General features: G+C 60.5%; 21 protein-coding genes. 14 read left to right on the plus strand and 7 right to left on the minus strand.

Features of this window, described 5'->3' with window-relative positions; translation table 11 throughout:
* Positions 1-2: 2 nt before the first annotated feature.
* The 12 genes from GD429_RS17850 to GD429_RS17915 all read left to right on the plus strand — a co-directional run bounded on the left by GD429_RS17850 (position 3) and on the right by GD429_RS17915 (position 10,984).
* Positions 3-242, plus strand: coding sequence for a hypothetical protein (locus GD429_RS17850; RefSeq protein WP_227791679.1), 240 nt, complete (start codon positions 3-5; stop codon positions 240-242).
* A gap of 247 nt (positions 243-489) precedes the next feature.
* On the plus strand, positions 490-1,929 hold the full coding sequence (locus GD429_RS17855) for a UbiA family prenyltransferase (protein ID WP_152858466.1): 1,440 nt from the start codon (positions 490-492) through the stop codon (positions 1,927-1,929).
* Complete coding sequence (locus tag GD429_RS17860) at positions 1,926-3,134, plus strand: hypothetical protein (protein ID WP_321574681.1); 1,209 nt, start codon at positions 1,926-1,928, stop codon at positions 3,132-3,134. The genes GD429_RS17855 and GD429_RS17860 overlap by 4 nt, the downstream gene beginning before the upstream one ends.
* On the plus strand, positions 3,131-3,469 hold the full coding sequence (locus tag GD429_RS17865; protein ID WP_321574683.1) for a small multidrug resistance protein: 339 nt from the start codon (positions 3,131-3,133) through the stop codon (positions 3,467-3,469). The genes GD429_RS17860 and GD429_RS17865 overlap by 4 nt, the downstream gene beginning before the upstream one ends.
* Before the next feature lie 17 nt (positions 3,470-3,486).
* A complete protein-coding gene (locus tag GD429_RS17870) occupies positions 3,487-5,220 on the plus strand; it encodes a ShlB/FhaC/HecB family hemolysin secretion/activation protein (protein ID WP_152858469.1) in 1,734 nt (577 codons plus the stop codon).
* 23 nt (positions 5,221-5,243) lie between these two features.
* Positions 5,244-5,807, plus strand: a complete 564-nt coding sequence (locus GD429_RS17875; protein ID WP_152858471.1) for a hypothetical protein — start codon at positions 5,244-5,246, stop codon at positions 5,805-5,807.
* A 448-nt stretch (positions 5,808-6,255) separates the two neighbouring features.
* Positions 6,256-6,846, plus strand: coding sequence for a hypothetical protein (locus GD429_RS17885; protein WP_152858474.1), 591 nt, complete (start codon positions 6,256-6,258; stop codon positions 6,844-6,846).
* A 235-nt stretch (positions 6,847-7,081) separates the two neighbouring features.
* Positions 7,082-7,585, plus strand: coding sequence for a hypothetical protein (locus GD429_RS17895; RefSeq protein WP_152858477.1), 504 nt, complete (start codon positions 7,082-7,084; stop codon positions 7,583-7,585).
* 512 nt (positions 7,586-8,097) lie between these two features.
* Positions 8,098-8,550: a hypothetical protein gene (locus tag GD429_RS17900; RefSeq protein ID WP_152858480.1), complete on the plus strand. Its 453-nt coding sequence runs from the start codon at positions 8,098-8,100 to the stop codon at positions 8,548-8,550.
* Between the two features lie 76 nt (positions 8,551-8,626).
* Positions 8,627-8,908 (plus strand): hypothetical protein, encoded by a 282-nt coding sequence (locus GD429_RS17905; RefSeq protein ID WP_152858483.1) that lies wholly within the window; start codon positions 8,627-8,629, stop codon positions 8,906-8,908.
* 87 nt (positions 8,909-8,995) lie between these two features.
* On the plus strand, positions 8,996-10,438 hold the full coding sequence (locus tag GD429_RS17910; RefSeq protein WP_152858485.1) for a DUF746 domain-containing protein: 1,443 nt from the start codon (positions 8,996-8,998) through the stop codon (positions 10,436-10,438).
* A 138-nt stretch (positions 10,439-10,576) separates the two neighbouring features.
* The gene (locus tag GD429_RS17915) at positions 10,577-10,984 is read left to right on the plus strand and encodes a hypothetical protein (RefSeq protein ID WP_152858488.1); all 408 of its coding nucleotides are present in this window, start codon (positions 10,577-10,579) and stop codon (positions 10,982-10,984) included.
* 123 nt (positions 10,985-11,107) lie between these two features.
* On the opposite strand, the gene GD429_RS17920 is transcribed toward GD429_RS17915, so the two are convergent.
* The gene (locus GD429_RS17920; protein WP_152858491.1) at positions 11,108-12,301 is read right to left on the minus strand and encodes a tyrosine-type recombinase/integrase; all 1,194 of its coding nucleotides are present in this window, start codon (positions 12,299-12,301) and stop codon (positions 11,108-11,110) included.
* Between the two features lie 494 nt (positions 12,302-12,795).
* On the opposite strand from GD429_RS17920, the gene GD429_RS17925 reads away from it, so the two are divergent.
* Together GD429_RS17925 and GD429_RS17930 are read left to right on the plus strand one after the other, a co-directional pair.
* Positions 12,796-13,128: a cupredoxin domain-containing protein gene (locus GD429_RS17925; protein ID WP_152858494.1), complete on the plus strand. Its 333-nt coding sequence runs from the start codon at positions 12,796-12,798 to the stop codon at positions 13,126-13,128.
* Positions 13,129-13,140: 12 nt separating this feature from the next.
* Positions 13,141-13,977, plus strand: coding sequence for an FTR1 family iron permease (locus GD429_RS17930; protein WP_152858497.1), 837 nt, complete (start codon positions 13,141-13,143; stop codon positions 13,975-13,977).
* Positions 13,978-14,068: 91 nt separating this feature from the next.
* Here GD429_RS17930 and GD429_RS17935 read toward each other — a convergent pair whose 3' ends face one another.
* From GD429_RS17935 to glmU, 6 genes are all read right to left on the minus strand, one after another.
* Entirely contained in the window at positions 14,069-14,287 is a 219-nt protein-coding gene (locus tag GD429_RS17935) for a hypothetical protein (RefSeq protein ID WP_152858499.1), read from the minus strand.
* Positions 14,287-14,754: a hypothetical protein gene (locus GD429_RS17940; RefSeq protein WP_152858502.1), complete on the minus strand. Its 468-nt coding sequence runs from the start codon at positions 14,752-14,754 to the stop codon at positions 14,287-14,289. Before GD429_RS17940 ends, GD429_RS17935 begins: the two co-directional genes overlap by 1 nt.
* A 92-nt stretch (positions 14,755-14,846) precedes the next feature.
* A complete protein-coding gene (locus GD429_RS17945) occupies positions 14,847-15,167 on the minus strand; it encodes a helix-turn-helix domain-containing protein (protein WP_034179231.1) in 321 nt (106 codons plus the stop codon).
* Positions 15,160-15,543, minus strand: a complete 384-nt coding sequence (locus tag GD429_RS17950; RefSeq protein ID WP_227791680.1) for a type II toxin-antitoxin system RelE/ParE family toxin — start codon at positions 15,541-15,543, stop codon at positions 15,160-15,162. The genes GD429_RS17945 and GD429_RS17950 overlap by 8 nt, the downstream gene beginning before the upstream one ends.
* A 110-nt stretch (positions 15,544-15,653) precedes the next feature.
* Positions 15,654-17,471, minus strand: a complete 1,818-nt coding sequence (gene glmS, locus GD429_RS17955; protein ID WP_152858506.1) for a glutamine--fructose-6-phosphate transaminase (isomerizing) — start codon at positions 17,469-17,471, stop codon at positions 15,654-15,656.
* 54 nt (positions 17,472-17,525) lie between these two features.
* Complete coding sequence (gene glmU / locus GD429_RS17960) at positions 17,526-18,887, minus strand: bifunctional UDP-N-acetylglucosamine diphosphorylase/glucosamine-1-phosphate N-acetyltransferase GlmU (RefSeq protein WP_152858509.1); 1,362 nt, start codon at positions 18,885-18,887, stop codon at positions 17,526-17,528.
* Positions 18,888-18,904: the final 17 nt, after the last annotated feature.

The raw sequence follows: 18,904 nt of genomic DNA on the forward strand, positions 1-18,904 counted from the left end.
CGATGACGACATTTAACATTGATTTCGTTAGTGACATGGAACACGAACACCTTATGGCGGAAGTCAGCTTTGGCGGGCAAAGACTGTGCATCATCGACAAAGAGAACGGAAATGATCAAATGAGAATTGAATTTTTGGTTGATCTGTACGTTCTTCCGGAAAGTGTGGAGATGAAGTTCAGTCTCGATGAGTTTATTAAAACATTGGATACTGCAAAGACTGAGTTGAAGAACTGCGCATAGGTATTGAGATTCCCTGAGGCCGACCGAGCTACTTACGGAGCGGTACGGTGACACCGGAAGACCGGGCCGCCGCCGCACGTGCGAACACGGAACAGGATCGGTAGGCGCGGCAGCAACACGATACAGCTAGGCGAACTAATTGAGAGGGAGTCAATAGGAGTGGGGTATTCGACGAGGGGCGGGAGTTTCGGGCGAAAAATGACGAATATATGTGGCATGGCTCCCCATTTAAGTTGAATCAAAAGAAATGCGAGAAACCAAGAAACTTCCGCTCGTCGTTGATCTGGATGGCACGTTGACGGTTTCGGATACCTTGATGGAATCCGTGATACGTGTCGTCAAGCGACAACCTGCGAACCTACTGCGCCTACCTTTCTGGCTCGCGGGCGGTCGCGCTGCGTTCAAGGCTAAGGTCGCAGAGCATGCCGATTTTCGAGCGGAAACGCTTCCGTATCGCGAATCTCTTATCGATTACCTCACGCGAGAACGTGAGAGCGGGCGAAAAATCGTGCTTGCAACTGCCGCACATTGTTCGATCGCTGAGCGTGTGAGCACGCATCTTGGCCTGTTCGATGGTGTCATCGCTACCGGTGATGACACGAATCTCAAGGGAGAGGCCAAACTGGCCTGCATTCGCCAGCAGATCGGCAACGAGTTCGTGTATGCGGGCGATAGCAAAGCCGACTTGCCGGTTTGGGCTGGCGCGAGAGGTGCCGTGCTTGCTGGCGTTTCATCGGATGTCGCCGCAAATGTTCGGAGCCACGTTCCCGTCGAACACGAGTTCACGAATGTACGTGCAACGTTCTCCACATGGTGCAAGGCCCTGCGTGTTCACCAGTGGCTAAAGAATTTGCTGCTGTTCGTCCCACTGCTTACCGCCTTTGCATTCCTCGATATCGGTAAGGTCGGTTTGCTTGCACTCGCGTTCTTGTCAATGTCGCTTGGCGCGTCGGCTACCTACATCGGCAACGATCTTTGGGATTTGGACAACGATCGCCGACATCCAAGAAAGCGAAATCGTCCCTTTGCGAGCGGGGCGTTGTCGATCAATCAAGGTATCGCGTGCGCAGCGCTACTGCTGACATTGGCGTTTGCCTTGGCGGTGGCGGTGTCCGCGGAATTTACGGGCATGTTCGCGCTCTATCTCTTCCTCACGACCGCGTACAGTTTGCGCTTGAAGTCGGTGGTGCTACTCGATGTGGTCGTCTTGTCACTGCTATACACCTACCGAATCGTCGCGGGGGCGGTCGCAGCGGAAATCATGGTCAGCCGATGGCTTCTCGCGTTCTCCATCTTTGCATTTCTCAGCCTCGCGCTCGTGAAACGTTGCTCCGAGTTGGTGCTTTTACGCCAGAGCGACAAAAGTGCGACGGCAGGCCGGGATTATCGTGTAAGTGACCTCGAAGTACTTTGGCCGTTTGGCATCGGCGCTTCTCTTGCAGCGGTGGTCGTGTTTGGTCTGTTCATCAACGCCCCGGAAACGGTAGCTCGTTACACGATTCCGCACCTTCTCTGGTTCGTGCAGATCGGGTTGATCTACCTGTTCGGTCGTCTATGGATCGCAACAGTGCGTGGCGCGATGCACGACGATCCGATCGTCCATATTCTCGAGAATCGCGGTAGCTTCAGCATGCTTTGCATCATGGTGGTGATCGTGCTGGCCGCTCACTTCTTGCCAGCTCCGTGAGCGGCACAGTTCCTATGACAGAAAAAAACCAAAACCGCGTGCTGGCGTTCTGCCGCTTCGCCATCGTCTATGTGCTGCTGTTCGTATGCGCGGGAAACATCACCAACAGCATGTTGCTGAAGTGGGGTTTTCGTGACGACCAGAAAGGGGATTTTGCAACCAGCTACAGCCTCGTCGGCATGATGAACGGCGAGGCACCGAAGCCATATGTCTATCGCTCGTCGTTCCCGCGAGCCGCAAAATGGGTAGCCGAGCGGCTTGGGCAGGAAAAGCAGGAAAAGCTTTTCAAATCGATCAAACGACATGATTCGCTGCACAACGCCTATTTCACAAGTGTGCCGGACGAATATTGGACACCGATCGTGGCACTCGTCTATCACCTGACGTACATCGCGATCGTGTTGTCGACGCTGTTCGCGCTGTTGCTGGTCTACAAGCTGGCCAGACTACACGGCCTGAACTTCGGGCAATCCGTTGGCTTTCTGGCGGCGTTCGGCTTCGTCTATCCGCTCACGTTTCAGCAGGGCGGTTACTACTATGACTTTTTCGAACTACTCGGCGTACTCGGTGCGTGCTATTTCCTGTTGACGAAGCGGATGCTGGCATGCACGTTGATGGTTTCCATCTTCTCCCTGAACAAGGAAACGTTCTTCCTTGTTCCGCTTGCGCTATTTTTCCTGCACGAGCGCGACGTTCCGGTATTGAAACGAGTCGGTTGGCTGGTGCTGCAGCTTGTGATCTGCGTGGGCACTCGCCATTTCATCATGAGCGGCTATGACGCGAATGCTGGTGGTTTCGTCGAATTTCACGTCTGGGATAACTTGAAATTCTGGCTTAATCCCTTGTCGTACCTGTCGTTCTACAACCTGATCGGCAAAGGCATCTTTACGCCAAGTCTCGAAAATCCGCTGATGCTTGTCCCGCTTGCGGTGTTCTTCGGCTCGGCGTGGCGCGCGACGCCACATCGATACCGTATCTATTTTTTTGCGGCATTCCTGCCGGTGCTGGTGTTGTTCTTCTTTTTCGGCTACCGCGATGAGGCGCGAAACTTTTCGGTCGTCTTTCCCGCCATCGTGCTGATCGCGCTCCATGGCGCGAATCGGTTCAATATGATTTTTGACGGGAACACGGGCGCATCCGATGACATCCACACAAGCACCAGGCCGCGGCCGGATGTGGCAGTCGTGACGGAGGCCGTGCGGTGAACTGGCTGATCGTCGTCGCAAGTGGCTTTTTCGGTGGTCTCGCGAGCATATTGCTCCGAGTTGCGGCGCTCAAGGGAATCGCACTTGGTGAGTCGAGCGTGTTGCCATGGATCGCCCGCGGGGCAGCCATAGGTGCCTACGGTGTCGGGTTCCTCCTTTACGCAATCGCGCTGCGCAAAACAACGCTAGGCGTTGCGTATCCGACGATGGTGGCGATTTCCATGCTCGTGGTGTTGTCGTTCACGGCGTTACACGAACACCTGTTGCGGCCGATGCAGGTCGTCGGCGCTGTCGTCATCCTGATCGGGGTCTGGATGGTCACGCGGTACGCGTAATCGAGAGAATCAAATACATGAAGAAGAAAATCCGAGGGGGTAGCCTTGTCGCGGGGTCGTTGCTTATCGCATCGACCTGTGCGACGGCACAATCGGTACAGCCGCTTGGTAACGAACAACAGGCTCGTCAGCAGGAGGAGGCGCGCGAGCGTGAACGAATCGTTTCCGCGCCGGGAGTTCGTTCGAGTGTCGCGGCGAGTGCAGGCTATCCACAGCTTCCGACCGAAACACCGTGCTTCCGCATTGATCGTTTCACGGTCGACGTTCCCGATTCGCTGCCGGACGGCGTGAAAGCGCAGGGCGCGTCCGTACTGCCGATGGATCGCTTCGCGTTCGCACGTGAATGGCTCGAACACTACACGGGGCAGTGCGTTGGCAAGCAAGGGCTTGATGTGCTTGTCAAAGCGTTGTCGCAAGACATTCTTTCGCGCGGGTACATCACGACGCGCGTGCTGCTCCCCGAACAGGATTTGTCGTCCGGTACGTTGAAAGTCTCGCTGATTCCCGGCGTGATCCGACACGTGCGCTTCGCCGATGAAAAACTGCGCGGCACATGGAAAACCGCGTTTCCGACGCGCGACGGCGAACTGTTGAACCTGCGCGACCTTGAGCAAGGTTTGGAGCAGATGAAGCGCGTACAGAGTCAAGACGTATCGATGCAGATCGTTCCGGGCGACGTACCGGGCGAAAGCGATGTCGTGCTCGACGTGAAACGCGGCAAACCGTGGACTGTGGTGGCATCGATCGACAACTCGGGCACGCGCGCGACCGGCAAGCTGCAAGGCAACCTGTCGATCGGCATCGATAACCCGCTCGGCCTGAACGACATCTTCAACGTCGGCGTGAGCCAGGACCTTGAACTTGGCGACAAGCGCCTTGGTTCGCACGGCTGGAACGGCTTCTATTCGATTCCATGGGGTTACTGGACCGCCACGCTCGCAGGGTACACGAACACGTACTACCAGCAGATTGCAGGCGTGAATCAGACGTTCATCGCGAGCGGTAACTCGAAGACCGTCGATTTCAAGCTGGCCCGTGTGCTCGCGCGTAGCCAGGACGATGTGTTCGGTGGATATGTTCGCTTGTCGCGGCGATTCGGCCAGAGCTTCATCGAAGACACGGAAATCACGCAGCAACGCCGCAACAACACGATTGTCGAGCTTGGCCTCACCGATCGCCACTACTTCGACGGTGCGCAGTTCGACGGCACGCTGGCCTATCGTCAAGGCGTTGGTGGGCTCGGCGCGCAGGACGACATACTGGCCGTCGACGGCGGCCCGACCTATCGATTCAAGATGGCGGTGCTCGACGCGAATCTTTCGGTGCCGTTTGCGATCGGGAAACAGCCGTTCCGCTATGTCGGATCGATTCACGGCCAGTACACGGGGAACACCCTGTACTACCTCGACGACATGACCATCGGTAGCCGATACACCGTGCGCGGCTTCGACGGCGAAACGATGCTGGCGGCAGCGCGCGGCTTCTACTGGCGTAACGAGTTGCAAATGCCGATTGGCCAGACGGGTCAAGCGGTGTATGCCGGGCTGGATTATGGGCGCGTGTGGGGGCCTCAGCCGATCGCGCTTGTCGGTACGCAGTTGGCTGGCGCTGTCATCGGCGTGAAGGGAAGCATCGGTACGCGATTCGGGTCTTACGGATACGACCTGTTTGCCGGCACGCCGGTCTACAAACCGTCCGGCTTCCCGACTGCTCGGGTAATGGTTGGCTTCCAACTTACCTCGCAATTCTAAGATCGTCGTATCGAGAATCCGTCATGCTCCGAAACACACTATCGGCACTTGGGCTTTGCGTCCTCTTCGCGGGCTGCGCATCGCACAAAGTGCAGAGCGTTGCCTACGATCCGGCCAGTGACGCACGTATTCGTGTCTACTTCGGGACCGATACCCATTTTTATTTCAATACAGAGTGCGAGCCGAAGAAGCACGCTTTTAGTTTCGCGAATCGCGGCATGTGGGTCGCGAGACCTCGCATGTTGAATCTCGCGAACACGACAATCGGCATGCCTGTCCCGGAAGATGCCTACCGCTATTACGACGAATACGTGATCAAGGCTAACGAGCCATTGACGATTACGCTCGATACCGGCGGAACATCGCAAACGGGCGGCGTGGTGTTCTCGACGCCGCGCGAACATGCAGCGGGTACGTTCGTGCCGCAAGCAGGCAAAGACTACGAAGCCTTTGCTGTCCGCAGATCCGGATATTTTCGGCTCAACGTTCGGAGGCTGATTGTCGATGGTGAGCGTGTGCGAACGGAGCCTGTTGCGGTGCCCGCAGCCCGAGAATGTGCTGATAGCGCCGAGAGTCCTGCTGGTTGATCGAGCGAGCTAAAGAAAGGATGAAATTGCGCCTCCAGGTGCCCTTAGAAAGATCGAGCAGTGGAAGACGAGCAACCGTTAAACAATGAAATCGCGGACGATCCACGGTCGAACCGTATCCCCCCGCGGCATCCCTGGTTGAACCGAAAGCGCCGCGCGATGGAGAAGGCGCGACAGGTGTACGTCGAGCCGTCCACACCCGAGCGGACACCCGTGCCTGCTGCCGAACCACGCATTATCGTGAAGCGGAAGCGGCGGGTGGCTTTCGATTGACATTTCGAGGCTGGTTGGTCGCGTCTAGGCTCCCCTCCGTGTCTAGACGCTTTGCGCGGTACGCAGTGTCACCGCGCCTTTTTATGCAGGAACAACGCCGGCAAACGTAAGCCACGTAGAACAGATCGGATGTTGCTTATTTAATCTGGAATACTTATAAATAGAGAGGTAAAAAATGAAGAAGAAACTGGTTTTGGTTGGTCTGATGAGTACGGCGGTTATGCTGTCGGCGTGTGGCGGTGGGAACGGCGATGGCGGTGGAACTGCGACCAGCAGCAACGGCGCGAGCGGTTCGAATTCACAAACCACGTCGGGGACGCCGACGTTTGCTTGCACGGATGGCTTCAAGAAGCTGACCATTTCGAACAGCAGTGCGGTCGCCAATGCGAACGTCAACCTTACGACTGACGACGGAATCGCGACCTTGACGCTGAAGACACCCGCAAGTGGCCAAACAGGTGATCTGACGGTGTGCCTGGGCAAGATGGATCAATCGTCTGCCGGCGCGATCGCAGACTACATCTACGGTATTGAGGTGCGGCAGGGGGATCTTCACAAGATGACTTCCGCGACGCTGACGCTCAATTTCACGACCAACGTTACGCCAAGCCCGAACCCGCCCGTGATCGAGCTCGCGGATCATTCTAGCGGGCCCACGGTTTACAAGCCGTTGGTTCAAGGCGCGTCGTATGTGAATCCTCCGAACTACAGCCTCAGTGCGAGCGCGCAGGACGCAGGGATATACGTGGTCCGTCTCAAGCACTGAACATCAACGTACCGACGAATTGGTTGACGCAGGTGCCAGCCGTCGAAGCCGCGTCACCGGGAATTCAGCAGCAACTGCAGGCGCTCGCCGTCGAAAGGGCAAGTGCGGACCTTGTTGGCCGGCTGCTGAAGAGCGCGGCGGTCCAGCAGTGAGTGATATGGAGCGAGAGCGCAAGATCTGATCTACCGAAGATCGAATGCACTCGCGCCCTCAATAATTTAGTTAGCAAGAGAAAATGAAGCCAATTTCGGTTGCCTCCGCAATCTCCCTCGTGGTCTCTATCGCGCTTGCGCCACAGCTTGCGGTTGCGGACGCACCGGGTGCAATTCGACTCGATCCGGTTGCGGGCAAGGAAGTATGTACCGCGGGCGTCGGTGTGCCAAATACGCCCGATGGTTTGCTCTCGCTGTGCGTCAAGAAGGGGCTTTTTACCCACGACCAGTACGAAGTGAAGGCCAACGGGGCGGTCATTTTGAAGGGTATCGACGATGAGACAACGGACGGAGTGAGCGGCTCATACAGCGGGCGACCGATCGACTTGAAATGCACTCCGGTTTTATCTGCACCTGACAGTGTCACTGATTCGCAGATTGAGTCGATACGAAAATCGTACCCCACGGCTTCGCGGGATCAGTTGAAGCAGCACTACATGCTGCTCATCACGCTGGAGACAGGTCGGCACTGCGTTGTCCGTATCGAAGAGACCAGTCTCTTGTCCGTCGACCTCCATTTCGAATGATGCCATGGCATGACATACGCTCGATGGTAACGCTAGGGGATTGGCTTTTGTCAAGCAAAGGGAATCGATGCAGAAACTGAGTGGTGGCATCGGCGATCTGAAGCGGCTTGGCTTTGCTCGACCGAGCAGGAAAAGAGAGGAGCAACATGTCACGCGGAGGCTCTGGCACCGGAAAGCCGCATGGGTGATGGTTGCTTTCCTTTTGACGTGGGCCGTGTTTTACATGGCGCCATCTGAAATCCTTCCTACACGTCCTCTCGTAAAATAAACCCCTCTTGGCTGCAAGACCAGAGAGAAACGGGAGCCGCGCGAAGACTACTGACTAAACAGGACGACCAATGCACAAATCGACGATCCGAGGCGCAGTTCTCGCGGTACCCACCGCTATGCTCTTGAACGCGTGTGCCTACGTAATTCCACCGCATCACTATGTCGATGTGGAGACCCCCCCGTACGATCCCGCCGTATCCGCGAGGATGCGGGTTCTGTCGTCCAACGGACCGGAAAAAAGCGTGACGTTCTGGGAGGGAAGTTGTGCGGGTTCAGTATCCGACCCGGGCGCCGTGAAGGCCAATGACGGTTTCGTCGCAGCGTGGAAATACTCGTCGCGCAGTGTTGTCATCGGGATGCCGACAAGTCCGCGCGAAGGAATGCGGGTCGCCGGCCTCTTCAGCAAGGACCTCATCAGGGAATATGTGGTGCCGGCCGGGAAGCCCATTACGTTGCTGCTTTCGATGAGCACGTATATGGGGCAGTACGGCGGAACGACCTATTGCAATGCACCGCCAGTAACGTTTTCGCCTGTAGCCGGGCAAGACTATGATGTTTTCCTGGACTATGAGCGCCGGACGTGCCGGGCAGCGATTCGCCGAATCGACAAAGATGGTCTAGACGAACCCGTAACACCGACATCAGCAATGAAGTGCTCGGTCGGTGTTACGGGCAATTCCGAGGTTGCACGATAGCGAGTCTCACAGCGCATGAGAGTACCGCTGAGTGGACCACAGCTATGCATGATTTCCCGTATCGGAGAAACGCTGGATGAAACGCTTGCTGGTGCTCTGGAAGACTGCACGACACGATTTGCGCGTGCTACGGCTAGCACTTGGTCATCCAGACCGCCCCAGTTGGCTGATCCCGGTGCTCGGCCTCGTCACGTTATACGCGATCGAACCATTCAATCTTGCGATACCGATACTTGGCATTGTCGATGACGGTGTACTCGTACCGCTTGTGCTGCATTTGATCGTTCTCGGGTTGCCGGTCTCGCTCCGGGGAGCGGTTGACGCTAATGGACGAGGCGCTGATGCAACACGTCGATAGGTTGATGGATCGTGAGCGACGACCGGGTACTCCCATTCCGCACTGCCATTCGCTCGTTGCCGTGCACATCTAGAGCCTTAATGCTCCATGTCTAGAACTGACAAGCCGCAGCCACCCAGTACGCGTCGGGCGAATCGCGAGACGATACCAGTACGACGCTTTGATGCCACGGTTGGCGCGATCACCGCAAAGGAACCCGTCGATGACGCGCAGACCGAGGACGGGGACCTGACGGACTACCTAATGCGGGCTTGGTACGATCTGATTCATCTTTCATCGACGCCTGTGCCGCGATGCCCGCATTGTGATGGGCTGCGCATCCGTCCCGATCGACCTTCCGGCAAAAGCAAACTACCGGTCTATTTTTGCCATGCGTGCAAGAAGAGCTTCAACCGTTTGACCGGTACGCCGTTTGCAAACCTCAAGAATCTGGCAAAAGGCACCGAAATGATTGCGCTGCTGTCGCGGCAGATGTCGCTGATGCAGGCGGGCGAACGGTTGGGGCGCAGTCAAAAGGCGGTGCTGTCGTGGTTGCTGGCGTTTCGGCGCTACCTTCTCGAACTCGATCCGTCTGGGAAATGGGAGGCACGTGTTCGGCTTGGTGTGCGGGTTGCACCGCGTGCACGTTGTACGAGATGCGACTTCGAGGGTGGATTCCTAGCCGGCGGATTTGATCCTCAGCGGCGACGACGTATCCGTTGCCCAAAGTGCGGGCGGAGCCGGCTCCTGGACGTATTGCAGGACCAGGGCGAGGGCATGAAAGGTGAAGTGGTTCACGATGCGATCGATACGGCAATTCGGGCGCGCCGCAAGGTGCATCCGGAGATGCCGGTGCCAGTCGTGGTCCGCACAGCGAGCGTCAGTGATGCGGCGCTTGAAGTGAAGGTTCAGGACCGCGTATTGTGGAGTGAACTAGAACTGCCGGAGCGCAGGCTGCCCCCCGGGCCAGTCGAGAGAGTTGAGGACGCTTTGCTGTCCAAGTTCTTGCTCGAGCAGATCGATAAGGCTCTGAGCCAGAGCACGACTCCAGTGCCATGTCCGTGGTGTAGCAGCGAACACACGGAATACCATCCTCAGCAGCGTCCGAACGGCCTGCCGGGTTTTCGGTGTCGCGCATGTTTGTCCTATTTCACGCGAATATCGAACACACCGTTGAATGGCCCGCACATGCGCAAGCATGCTCTGCACTTGGCGCGGATGCTGGGATGGCGGGAGACCGGAAAGGCTGCTGCCCTTGAGCTCGGCGTTGATTCAGCGGTTGCCAATCGTTGGGTGTATGGCTTGCGTCAATGGTTGTTAGTGCTCGATCCGAGTGGGCGTATGGAGGCGCGCGTGAGGCTGGGGATTGGTCGCGAACCTATCGTGCGAACGTGCGAGAAATGCGGGAGTACCGGGCCGATTCAGCTGTTGGGGCCGACGAATCGGCCGCCGGGGGCGAACGGGGATCGCCAATACAGATTCCGGTGTGGCAATTGTTCACGCCATAGTCGGACGTGGTTATCGTCTATCGACCGTGGGGTTGCGTCGTAAGCCGAAACCCGGTCATACGGCGTACCTTGCGACGGGCTGTAATCGCGTTGGGGTTGTGAAACAGGCTGTAACAGGAGAAGAAATTCGGTGAGACGCAGTACGATGCGGCGAGGTGCCAGGCCGGCGTTGACGAAAGAGATGTTGTTGCCGTTGTCGACTGAAAAGGTGCGGTCGTTGTCGCTGGAGAACCATATGGCGCTGGCCGTGGTTCGCTCGGGAAACGGAGATTGCGATCAGGTCACTTGCCTGTTGCGCGTCGTCTACTTGGCGTACTACCTGCGTAACGAGACAGCCTCCGGCGTGGGTTTGGAGTTGTACGGTCGAGCGGAAGCCGTACTAGATGCCTGTATTGCGCGAGCAGAGCGCGACGAGCCGTGGATGCTTCATGAGGATGAGGCCGCTGACGTCGAGCGCCTCCTCGTAGTGCATGACGAACAACTGGCAGCGGTGCCGAAGTACCGCTATCTCACGGCTTGGGATCAGTTGCAGCGATTCGTGACGGGAACGGGGCGCTCGCCGATTCCTGCGGTCGAAATTTCGGGGTAGTGAAACGTCGTGAGCTGGCGTGAATATGGACTGGCGAAGGCAGACGTGCTGCTGACGTGGCATGCGCAGAGCTACGGGTACTCGTGCCCGTAGCTCTTATCCCCTTTTTTTGGTGTGAGCAGATCAGGCGGAGCAGACGTGCTGAGCCCATGCTTCCATCATTGGCCGTCGCTGTTCCAGTAGGTCGGTGCGGTGATAGGCCGCTTCGACCTGATTATTGACGGTGTGAGCCAGCGCACGTTCAGCGAGATCACGGGCATAACCGTGTTCGCTGGCCCAATCCCGGAAACTGGAGCGGAAGCCGTGGGCGGTCGCGACGCGGTCTGGAGAATCGCTCTTCGCTTTGACGTGGCGGAGAAGTTCAGTAATGGACATGTCGCATAACACCTTTCCTCGTGGCGAAGGGAATATCAGATTGTTGTGTCGTTGATGTTCTTTGAGTGCTTTGATAAACGTGAGCGCAGGGCCGGATAAGGGCACGCGGTGCGGCTCCCGGCCTTTCATTCGTTCGCTGGGAATCGTCCACACGCCCGTCTCAAGGTCGCATTCGTCCCAAGTTGCGCCGCGCACCTCCCCGCTGCGCGCCGCAGTCAAGATTGTGAAGTACAGGGCAGCGCGAGAAATGTCATTTCGACCGTCACCAACGACATGAGCCTTGACGAAAGCCGGTACGTCGCGCCACGGCATGGCAGGTTGATGCCTCTTGCGTGCGGTTTGCTTTGGGAGGATGTGGTCGACAACGGAAACCGGATTGGCGGCGACATGTCCGTGAGCCCACGCCCATTGGAAAATGGCGTGCATTTGCTGGCGCATGCGGTTAGCGGTCGGGGACTTATCAAGCCAAATCGGGCGCAACACGTCGGCGCAGTCGGCCGGGGTGATGCTATCGAGCCGCTTTGCTCCCAGCTTGGGAAACGTGTAGGTCTTGAGCGTGGCAATCCAGCGCGTCGCGTCCTTTTCGTTTTTCCAGCCGGGTTTCAATTCAGCGTGCAGTGTGTGAGCCGCTTTCTCGAAAGTCAGCGCGGCAGCCGCAATGTTTTCCGCTTGACGCTTGCGCTTCCGTTCATCAATCGGATCGTTACCTGCATCAACAACGCGGCGCATGGTCACCGCCTTGTCTCGCGCATCAGCAATCGAAACTTCCGGGTAGGTTCCCAGCCCCGCGTCGCGTCGCTTGCCGGTCACGGGGCTGGTATAGCGCAGGGTCCATTTACCGCCCGATGTCGTCGGGGAAAGGAACAGTCCGGGAACCTTTCCATCGAAGACCGGCTTGTCGCCGGGTTTAAGTGCCTTTGCTTGCTTGTCGGTCAGTGCCATTTTAACCCATCGTTCAGCCCATCAAAAAGTGCTGGCAGTGCTCGTACTGCATCGCACTTTACTGGAAGGGTTTGAAAGAAAGTCCATTGAAATTTAATGATTTTTTGGACTGTAGCAGACTTTTCTGGACTTTGCTCAGGAGTTCATCGTGTTCTCCTGAGTGGACGATTGACGAACATAGTCAGCATGAAGCTTGCCATGGTGGGAAGGTCAAGCAGATTCATTCAGCCTGACGCATGCACGGCCACCCGGCGCGGCGAGATCGCTCGCCGGCGTGAGGTCAGACAAATCGGAAAGTAGTCGAATGCGTCAGTCGGAATCTTTCCCGATTGACACCGATGCGCCGCTGCCGCCATGTGATGAGCGCCTTGCCTGGTAAGGCGCGGCACGCATTTGTGAAGCGCTATCTCCATAATGCAAGTAAGGGTACGCGATATCGAAATGCGAATCGATCTTAGTATCAATGTCCTTCGATATTTCATTTCGCTACGCACATGAACCGTTTCGCACTGGGTTTCGCCGCTGTCCTGCTGGGCGCGTCGGCCGCCACCGCATTCGCCGCCGACGACGTCGTCAACCTGACGATGAAGGACCACAAGTTTTCGCCCGATGGCGTGACGATTCCGGCCGGCAAGAAAGTGAAGTTCGTCGTGAAGAACCTCGATGCGACGCCCGCGGAATTCGAGAGCGACGACTTCAAGGCCGAGAAGGTCATTCCGGCCGGCAAGTCGGCCGAGATCCTGGTCGGGCCGTTGAAGGCCGGCACCTACGAGTTCCACGACGAGTATCACGAAGCGCAGTCGAAGACCCACCTGACCGTCAAGTAAGCGAATCCCGCCATGCTGTCTACCGCGCTGATTGTCTTTCGTGAAGTGCTCGAGGCCGCGCTGGTGGTCTCGATCGTGATGGCCGCCACGAAGGGCGTGCCGCGGCGCGGCTGGTGGGTCGGCGGCGGGCTCGTCGGCGGTGTGGTCGGCGCGGGCCTGATCGCGGCGTTCGCCGACGTGATCTCGCAGTGGGCGTCCGGCATGGGGCAGGAGGTCTTCAACGCGGGCGTGATGTTCGTCGCGACGCTGATGCTGGCCTGGCACTGCATCTGGATGAGCCGGCACGGCCGCGAGATGGCGCTGCACATGGGCGAAGTCGGCCGGGCCGTCGCGGCCGGCAGCCGGCCGCTGACGGGGCTGGCGATCGTGGTCGGCGTCGCGGTGCTGCGCGAAGGCTCCGAGGCCGTGCTGTTCCTGTACGGCATCGCCGCGGGCGATCCGGGGCAGACGCCGCAGATGATCGCCGGCGGGCTGCTCGGCGTGCTCGGCGGGGCCGGGCTCGGTTATGCGATGTATGCGGGGCTGCTGCAGATTCCGCTGAAGCGCCTGTTCTCGGTGACCAACGGGCTGATCGTGCTGCTGGCGGCCGGGATGGCGAGCCAGTGCGTCGGTTTCCTGCTGGCGGCCGGCCTCGTGCCGTCGTGGGGCGACGCGATCTGGGACACGTCGTGGCTGCTGAAGGAGTCGAGCATCGTCGGCAAGGCGCTGCATACGCTGATCGGCTATACCGCGCGCCCGGCAGGCATCCAGATCGCCGCGTACGTCGCGACGCTGGCGGCGATCGTCGTGCTGATGCGGCTCGTCGGTCGTCCGCAGGTGACGGTGAGGCCGCCGCGGCATGCAGCGTGAGTTTCCCCGGGTTTGAACGAAAGAAGGGGCGTCATGGACGCCCCTTCTTTCGTTTGCGGCTCGCGGTCGGCTACGCGCCGGCCAGGGTCGGTCAGCGGTGGCTGTCGATCCACGCGCGGGCCCATTCGAGCCCGGCCTCGCGCGCGTCGTCCTCGGTGTCGAATACGCCGAGCACGCCGGACGCTTCGACGAGCTTGTTGTTCTGCGTGATCGTGCCGCTCGCCGCGAAGCGTTCGGGCTGCAGGATCTCGTCCTGCTGCAGGATCGCGTGGCCCCAGATCTGGTAGCCGAGGTAGCTTTGCGCTTCCATTATCGAGTCACCTCCGCGGAGCGGTTGTGCGTGCCGACCCGCAGCACGTTGCCGTCCGGCGTGTATTGCCGCGGGATGTCGGAGAAATTGAGCGCATGCGTTTCGTCGGGGCCGGCAGGCTGCATCACCGTGAGACGGCCCGACGCGGGCTGAGCGACGGGGCGCGGTGCGGCCGGCGCGTCGGCCGCGGCGGGCGGGCGAGGCGAGCCGGCTTTCACGGTTTGCGTGACTCGACGCTTGTGCGGCTTCGCGGCGGCTTTCGGCGTTGCGCTCGCGTGCTTCTCGGCGCTCTTGCCGGCGCCCGCGTGCGCGGCTGGCATACGGGCTTCCGGCATACGGGCTTCCGGCGTATGCGCCGCCGGCTTCCGCGCCTCGGGCGGGTTCCAGACCTCGACGTAGTGCTCGGCGGCCCAGCCCGTCGACGCGAACGTCAGCGCCAGCAATCCGCATCCAAACAGTCTTACCATTGTCTCTCCGTCATATTCGTTGCGGCTCGCGTCGCGGTATCCGGTGCGGCCCGCGTTTGATCGGCCGTGCATGCGCATTCGGGGAAGCCGGCTCAGGAGAACACCTCGAGCCCGTGTTTCTCGACGATCTGGAGCATCCGCGCGGCGATGCCGCTCGGCCGTTTGTCGCCCTGTTCCCATTGGCGGATCGTCGACGTCGTCGTATTCAGGTAGAGCGCGAACACGCTCTGGCTGACGTTGACGGATTTGCGGATGCGGGCGATCGCTTGCGGATCGAACTGCGGGGCGGCTTCGATGCAGAGGTCGTCGTATTCGCGCATCGTTTTCTTGTCGATCAGGTTTGCGCGATAGAGGCCGGACGCGGCGCTGTGGATCGCCTCCGTTGCGTCGCTCTTGAATCGACTCTTAGCCATTGCAAATCTCCACAAGCTCTTTCAGTGCGATCAGCGTCGCGATATCGGCGTCGGTGCGGCGCCCGACATCCGCGGCGAGCTTTCTGAAGGCGCGCAGTTCGCGTTCGTCGATGTCGTCCCTGTCGCGTTTTGCGAACAGGAACACGAAAACCCACGCCTGCCCGACCTTGCTCAGCACGATCCCGCGCTGCCGATTGCCGTCCAGGCGCTTTTTCCAGACGTTGCCGTCGAGCTCGACGCCCTGGCCGCGCGCCAGTTCCCGCGCGGCACGGCAGAGTTCGGCGTCGGCGATTCCTGCTTTTCTGGCTGCCTTGTGAAACCACTTCGTCTTGAAGACGCGTCGTACGGAAGCAGGCTGTCGGGCCGGTCGAGTCAGCACAGGATTATATACCACTACGTGGTACATATTTCGACCTGGCCGAATGGCCTGCTTCGCGTCGATACGCGCTCGGGACGGCCCGGCGGGGGCCTCCCGGTCGTCCTGTGTTACTCCACCGTCACCGATTTCGCGAGGTTCCGCGGCTTGTCGACGTCGGTGCCGCGCGCGCACGCGGTGTGATACGCGAGCAGCTGCAGCGGCACGACGTGCAGGATCGGCGACAGCTGCCCGTAGTGTTCCGGCATCCGGATCACGTGCAGGCCATCGTCGTTGACGATCTGCGTATCGGCATCGGCGAACACGTACAGCTCGCCGCCGCGCGCGCGCACTTCCTGCATGTTCGACTTCAGCTTCTCGAGCAGCGTGTCGTTCGGCGCGACCGTGACGACCGGCATCGCTTCCGTGACGAGCGCGAGCGGCCCGTGCTTCAGTTCGCCGGCCGGGTAGGCCTCGGCGTGGATGTACGAGATTTCCTTCAGCTTCAGCGCGCCTTCGAGCGCGATCGGGTAGTGCAGCCCGCGGCCGAGGAACAGCGCGTTTTCCTTGCGCGCGAATTCCTCCGACCACGCGATGATCTGCGGCTCGAGCGCGAGTACGCTGTTCAGCGCGGCCGGCAGATGGCGCAGCTGCTTCAGGAATTCGGCTTCCTGCGCGGCGTCGACGTGCCCGCGCAGCTTGCCGAGCGTCGCGGCCAGCACGAACAGCGCGACGAGCTGCGTCGTGAATGCCTTCGTCGACGCGACGCCGATCTCGGTGCCCGCGTGCGTCAGGAACTGCATTTCGGTCAGGCGCACCATCGCGCTCGTCGCGACGTTGCAGACCGCGAGCGTATGCGTGTGGCCGAGCGACTGCGCATGCTTGAGCGCCGCGAGCGTGTCGGCCGTCTCGCCCGACTGCGAGATCACGAGCACGAGCTGGCGCGGGTTCGGCACCGACTCGCGGTACCGGTATTCGCTCGCGATCTCGACTTGCGTCGGGATCTTCGCGATCGATTCGAGCCAGTACTTCGCGGTGAGGCCCGAGTAGTAGCTCGTGCCGCACGCGAGGATCAGCAGGCTGTCGATGTCCGCGAACGCGGCGGGCGCGGCGTCGCCGAACAGCGTCGCGTCGAACGCGTCGGTCTGCGGCACGGTGTCGCCGATCGCGCGCGGCTGCTCGAAGATTTCCTTCTGCATGAAGTGGCGATACGGGCCCAGCTCGACCGCGCCGCCGTAGGCGCTGACGACGCGGATTTCGCGCTGCACGGTGGCGCCGTGGCGGTCGACGATCTTCACGCCGTCGAGCGACAGCTCGCACACGTCGCCTTCCTCGAGGAACGTGAAGCGGTCGGTGCTGCCCGCGAGCGCGAGCGCATCGGACGCGAGGAAGTTCTCGCCTTCGCCGTGGCCGACGACGAGCGGCGAACCCTGGCGCGCGCCGACGACGGTGTGCGGCTGGTCCTTGTGGATCACGGCGATCGCATACGCGCCGTGCAGCTGCTGCACGGCTTCGCGCACCGCGTCGAACAGGTTGCCGCGGTACAGGCTGTGCACGAGGTGCGCGATCACTTCGGTGTCGGTCTGCGACACGAATTCGTAGCCCTTCGCGCGCAGCGCTTCGCGCAGCGGCTCGAAGTTCTCGATGATGCCGTTGTGGACGAGCGCGAGCGCGTTCGACGAGAAGATCGGGTGCGCGTTGTGCGTGACGGGCGCGCCGTGCGTCGCCCAGCGCGTATGCGCGACGCCGGTCGTGCCTTCGAGGTGCGATTCGCGCACCTGCGCGTCGAGATCGGCGACGCGCGCGACGCTGCGCGCGCGCTTCGGTGCGCCGGGCTCGAGCACGGCGACGCCGCACGAGTCGTAGCCACGGTATTCGAGGCGCCGCAATCCTTCGATCAGCACCGGAACGATATTACGCTGCGCAACTGCGCCGACAATGCCGCACATGAATGGTCAGTCCTGTAAGTCGACGCGGGCGCCGCCGGGGCGCCCGCAAAGGGTTCAGCTCTTCTTCTTGACCGGGCGGACGTAGCCGCTCTTCGTGGTCTGGGTCTTCTCGTTCAATGCGAGCAGGCCGTCGGCGACGTCCTTCCAGATCGTCGTGCCGGCCGCGATCGTCACGCCGCGGCCTACGCGCACGGGCGCGACGAGCTGCGTGTCGGAGCCGACGAACACGTCGTCCTCGATCACGGTGCGGAACTTGTTCGCGCCGTCGTAGTTGCAAGTGATCGTGCCCGCGCCGATGTTCACGCGCGCGCCGATGTCGGCGTCGCCGATGTACGTGAGGTGGTTCGCCTTCGAGCCGTGGCCGATCACCGCGTTCTTCACCTCGACGAAGTTGCCGACGTGCGCTTCGTCCGCGAGCTGCGCGCCGGGGCGCAGCCGCGCGTACGGGCCGATCACGGTGTTCGCGCCGAGCTCGGCGCCGTCGATGTGCGAGAACGCGTCGATGCGCGTGCCGGCGCCGACCGACGCGTTGCGGATCACGCAGTTCGCGCCGATCGTCACGTTGTCGGCGAGCGTCACGTTGCCTTCGAACACGCAGTTCACGTCGATCGACACGTCGCGGCCGCAGCGCAGCGTGCCGCGCACGTCGATGCGCGCCGGATCGGCGAGCGTGACGCCGTCGACGAGCAGAGCCTCCGCGACAGTGCGCTGGTGGATGCGCTCGAGCTCGGCAAGCTGCGCCTTGCTGTTCACGCCGAGCGTTTCCCATTCGTCGTCGGGCTGCGCCGTGACGACCTCGAAGCCGGCCTCGATCGCAAGCTCGACGACGTCGGTCAGGTAGTACTCGCCCTGCGCGTTTTCGTTCTTCAGCGCGCCGAGCCACATCGACAGCTGGGCCGTGGGCGTGACGATGATGCCGGTGTTGATCTCGGCGATCTTCAGCTCGTCCGGCGACGCGTCCTTCTGCTCGACGATGCGCGTGACGAAGCCGGCCGCGTCGCGCACGATGCGGCCATAGCCGGTCGGATCGTCGAGCGTGACGGTCAGAATCCCGTAGCGGCCGTCGCGCGCGGCGTCGACGAGATGCCGCAGCGTCGACGCGCGGGTGAGCGGCACGTCGCCGTACAGCACGAGCGTCGGTTGCGCGGGATCGAGGAGCGGCAGCGCCTGGCGCACCGCGTGGCCGGTGCCGAGCTGCTCGGCCTGCACCGCGAACTGGACGTCGGGCGCGGCGACGGCAGCCTGGACCCGCTCGGCGCCGTGACCGACGACGACGACGAGCCGGGACGGCTGCAGCGTGCGCGCGGTGTCGATGACGTGGGAGAGGAGCGGCCTGCCGGCCAGGGGGTGAAGCACTTTCGGCAGCGCGGAACGCATGCGCTTGCCGGTGCCTGCCGCCAAAATCACGATATTCATGGCGCCAGCTTGTCAGA

Origin of the sequence: Burkholderia sp. BE17 (assembly GCF_009362305.1) — a bacterium.
Taxonomy (GTDB): Bacteria; Pseudomonadota; Gammaproteobacteria; order Burkholderiales; family Burkholderiaceae; genus Burkholderia; species Burkholderia pyrrocinia_C.

Coding starts and splice junctions, on each gene's coding strand:
- GD429_RS17850 (WP_227791679.1), top strand. CDS start 3: ATGACGACATTTAACATTGATTTCGTTAGTGACATGGAACACGAACAC.
- GD429_RS17855 (WP_152858466.1), top strand. CDS start 490: ATGCGAGAAACCAAGAAACTTCCGCTCGTCGTTGATCTGGATGGCACG.
- GD429_RS17870 (WP_152858469.1), top strand. CDS start 3,487: ATGAAGAAGAAAATCCGAGGGGGTAGCCTTGTCGCGGGGTCGTTGCTT.
- GD429_RS17875 (WP_152858471.1), top strand. CDS start 5,244: ATGCTCCGAAACACACTATCGGCACTTGGGCTTTGCGTCCTCTTCGCG.
- GD429_RS17885 (WP_152858474.1), top strand. CDS start 6,256: ATGAAGAAGAAACTGGTTTTGGTTGGTCTGATGAGTACGGCGGTTATG.
- GD429_RS17895 (WP_152858477.1), top strand. CDS start 7,082: ATGAAGCCAATTTCGGTTGCCTCCGCAATCTCCCTCGTGGTCTCTATC.
- GD429_RS17905 (WP_152858483.1), top strand. CDS start 8,627: ATGAAACGCTTGCTGGTGCTCTGGAAGACTGCACGACACGATTTGCGC.
- GD429_RS17910 (WP_152858485.1), top strand. CDS start 8,996: ATGTCTAGAACTGACAAGCCGCAGCCACCCAGTACGCGTCGGGCGAAT.
- GD429_RS17915 (WP_152858488.1), top strand. CDS start 10,577: ATGTTGTTGCCGTTGTCGACTGAAAAGGTGCGGTCGTTGTCGCTGGAG.
- GD429_RS17920 (WP_152858491.1), bottom strand. CDS start 12,301: ATGGCACTGACCGACAAGCAAGCAAAGGCACTTAAACCCGGCGACAAG.
- GD429_RS17925 (WP_152858494.1), top strand. CDS start 12,796: ATGAACCGTTTCGCACTGGGTTTCGCCGCTGTCCTGCTGGGCGCGTCG.
- GD429_RS17930 (WP_152858497.1), top strand. CDS start 13,141: ATGCTGTCTACCGCGCTGATTGTCTTTCGTGAAGTGCTCGAGGCCGCG.
- GD429_RS17935 (WP_152858499.1), bottom strand. CDS start 14,287: ATGGAAGCGCAAAGCTACCTCGGCTACCAGATCTGGGGCCACGCGATC.
- GD429_RS17940 (WP_152858502.1), bottom strand. CDS start 14,754: ATGGTAAGACTGTTTGGATGCGGATTGCTGGCGCTGACGTTCGCGTCG.
- GD429_RS17945 (WP_034179231.1), bottom strand. CDS start 15,167: ATGGCTAAGAGTCGATTCAAGAGCGACGCAACGGAGGCGATCCACAGC.
- glmS (WP_152858506.1), bottom strand. CDS start 17,471: ATGTGCGGCATTGTCGGCGCAGTTGCGCAGCGTAATATCGTTCCGGTG.
- glmU (WP_152858509.1), bottom strand. CDS start 18,887: ATGAATATCGTGATTTTGGCGGCAGGCACCGGCAAGCGCATGCGTTCC.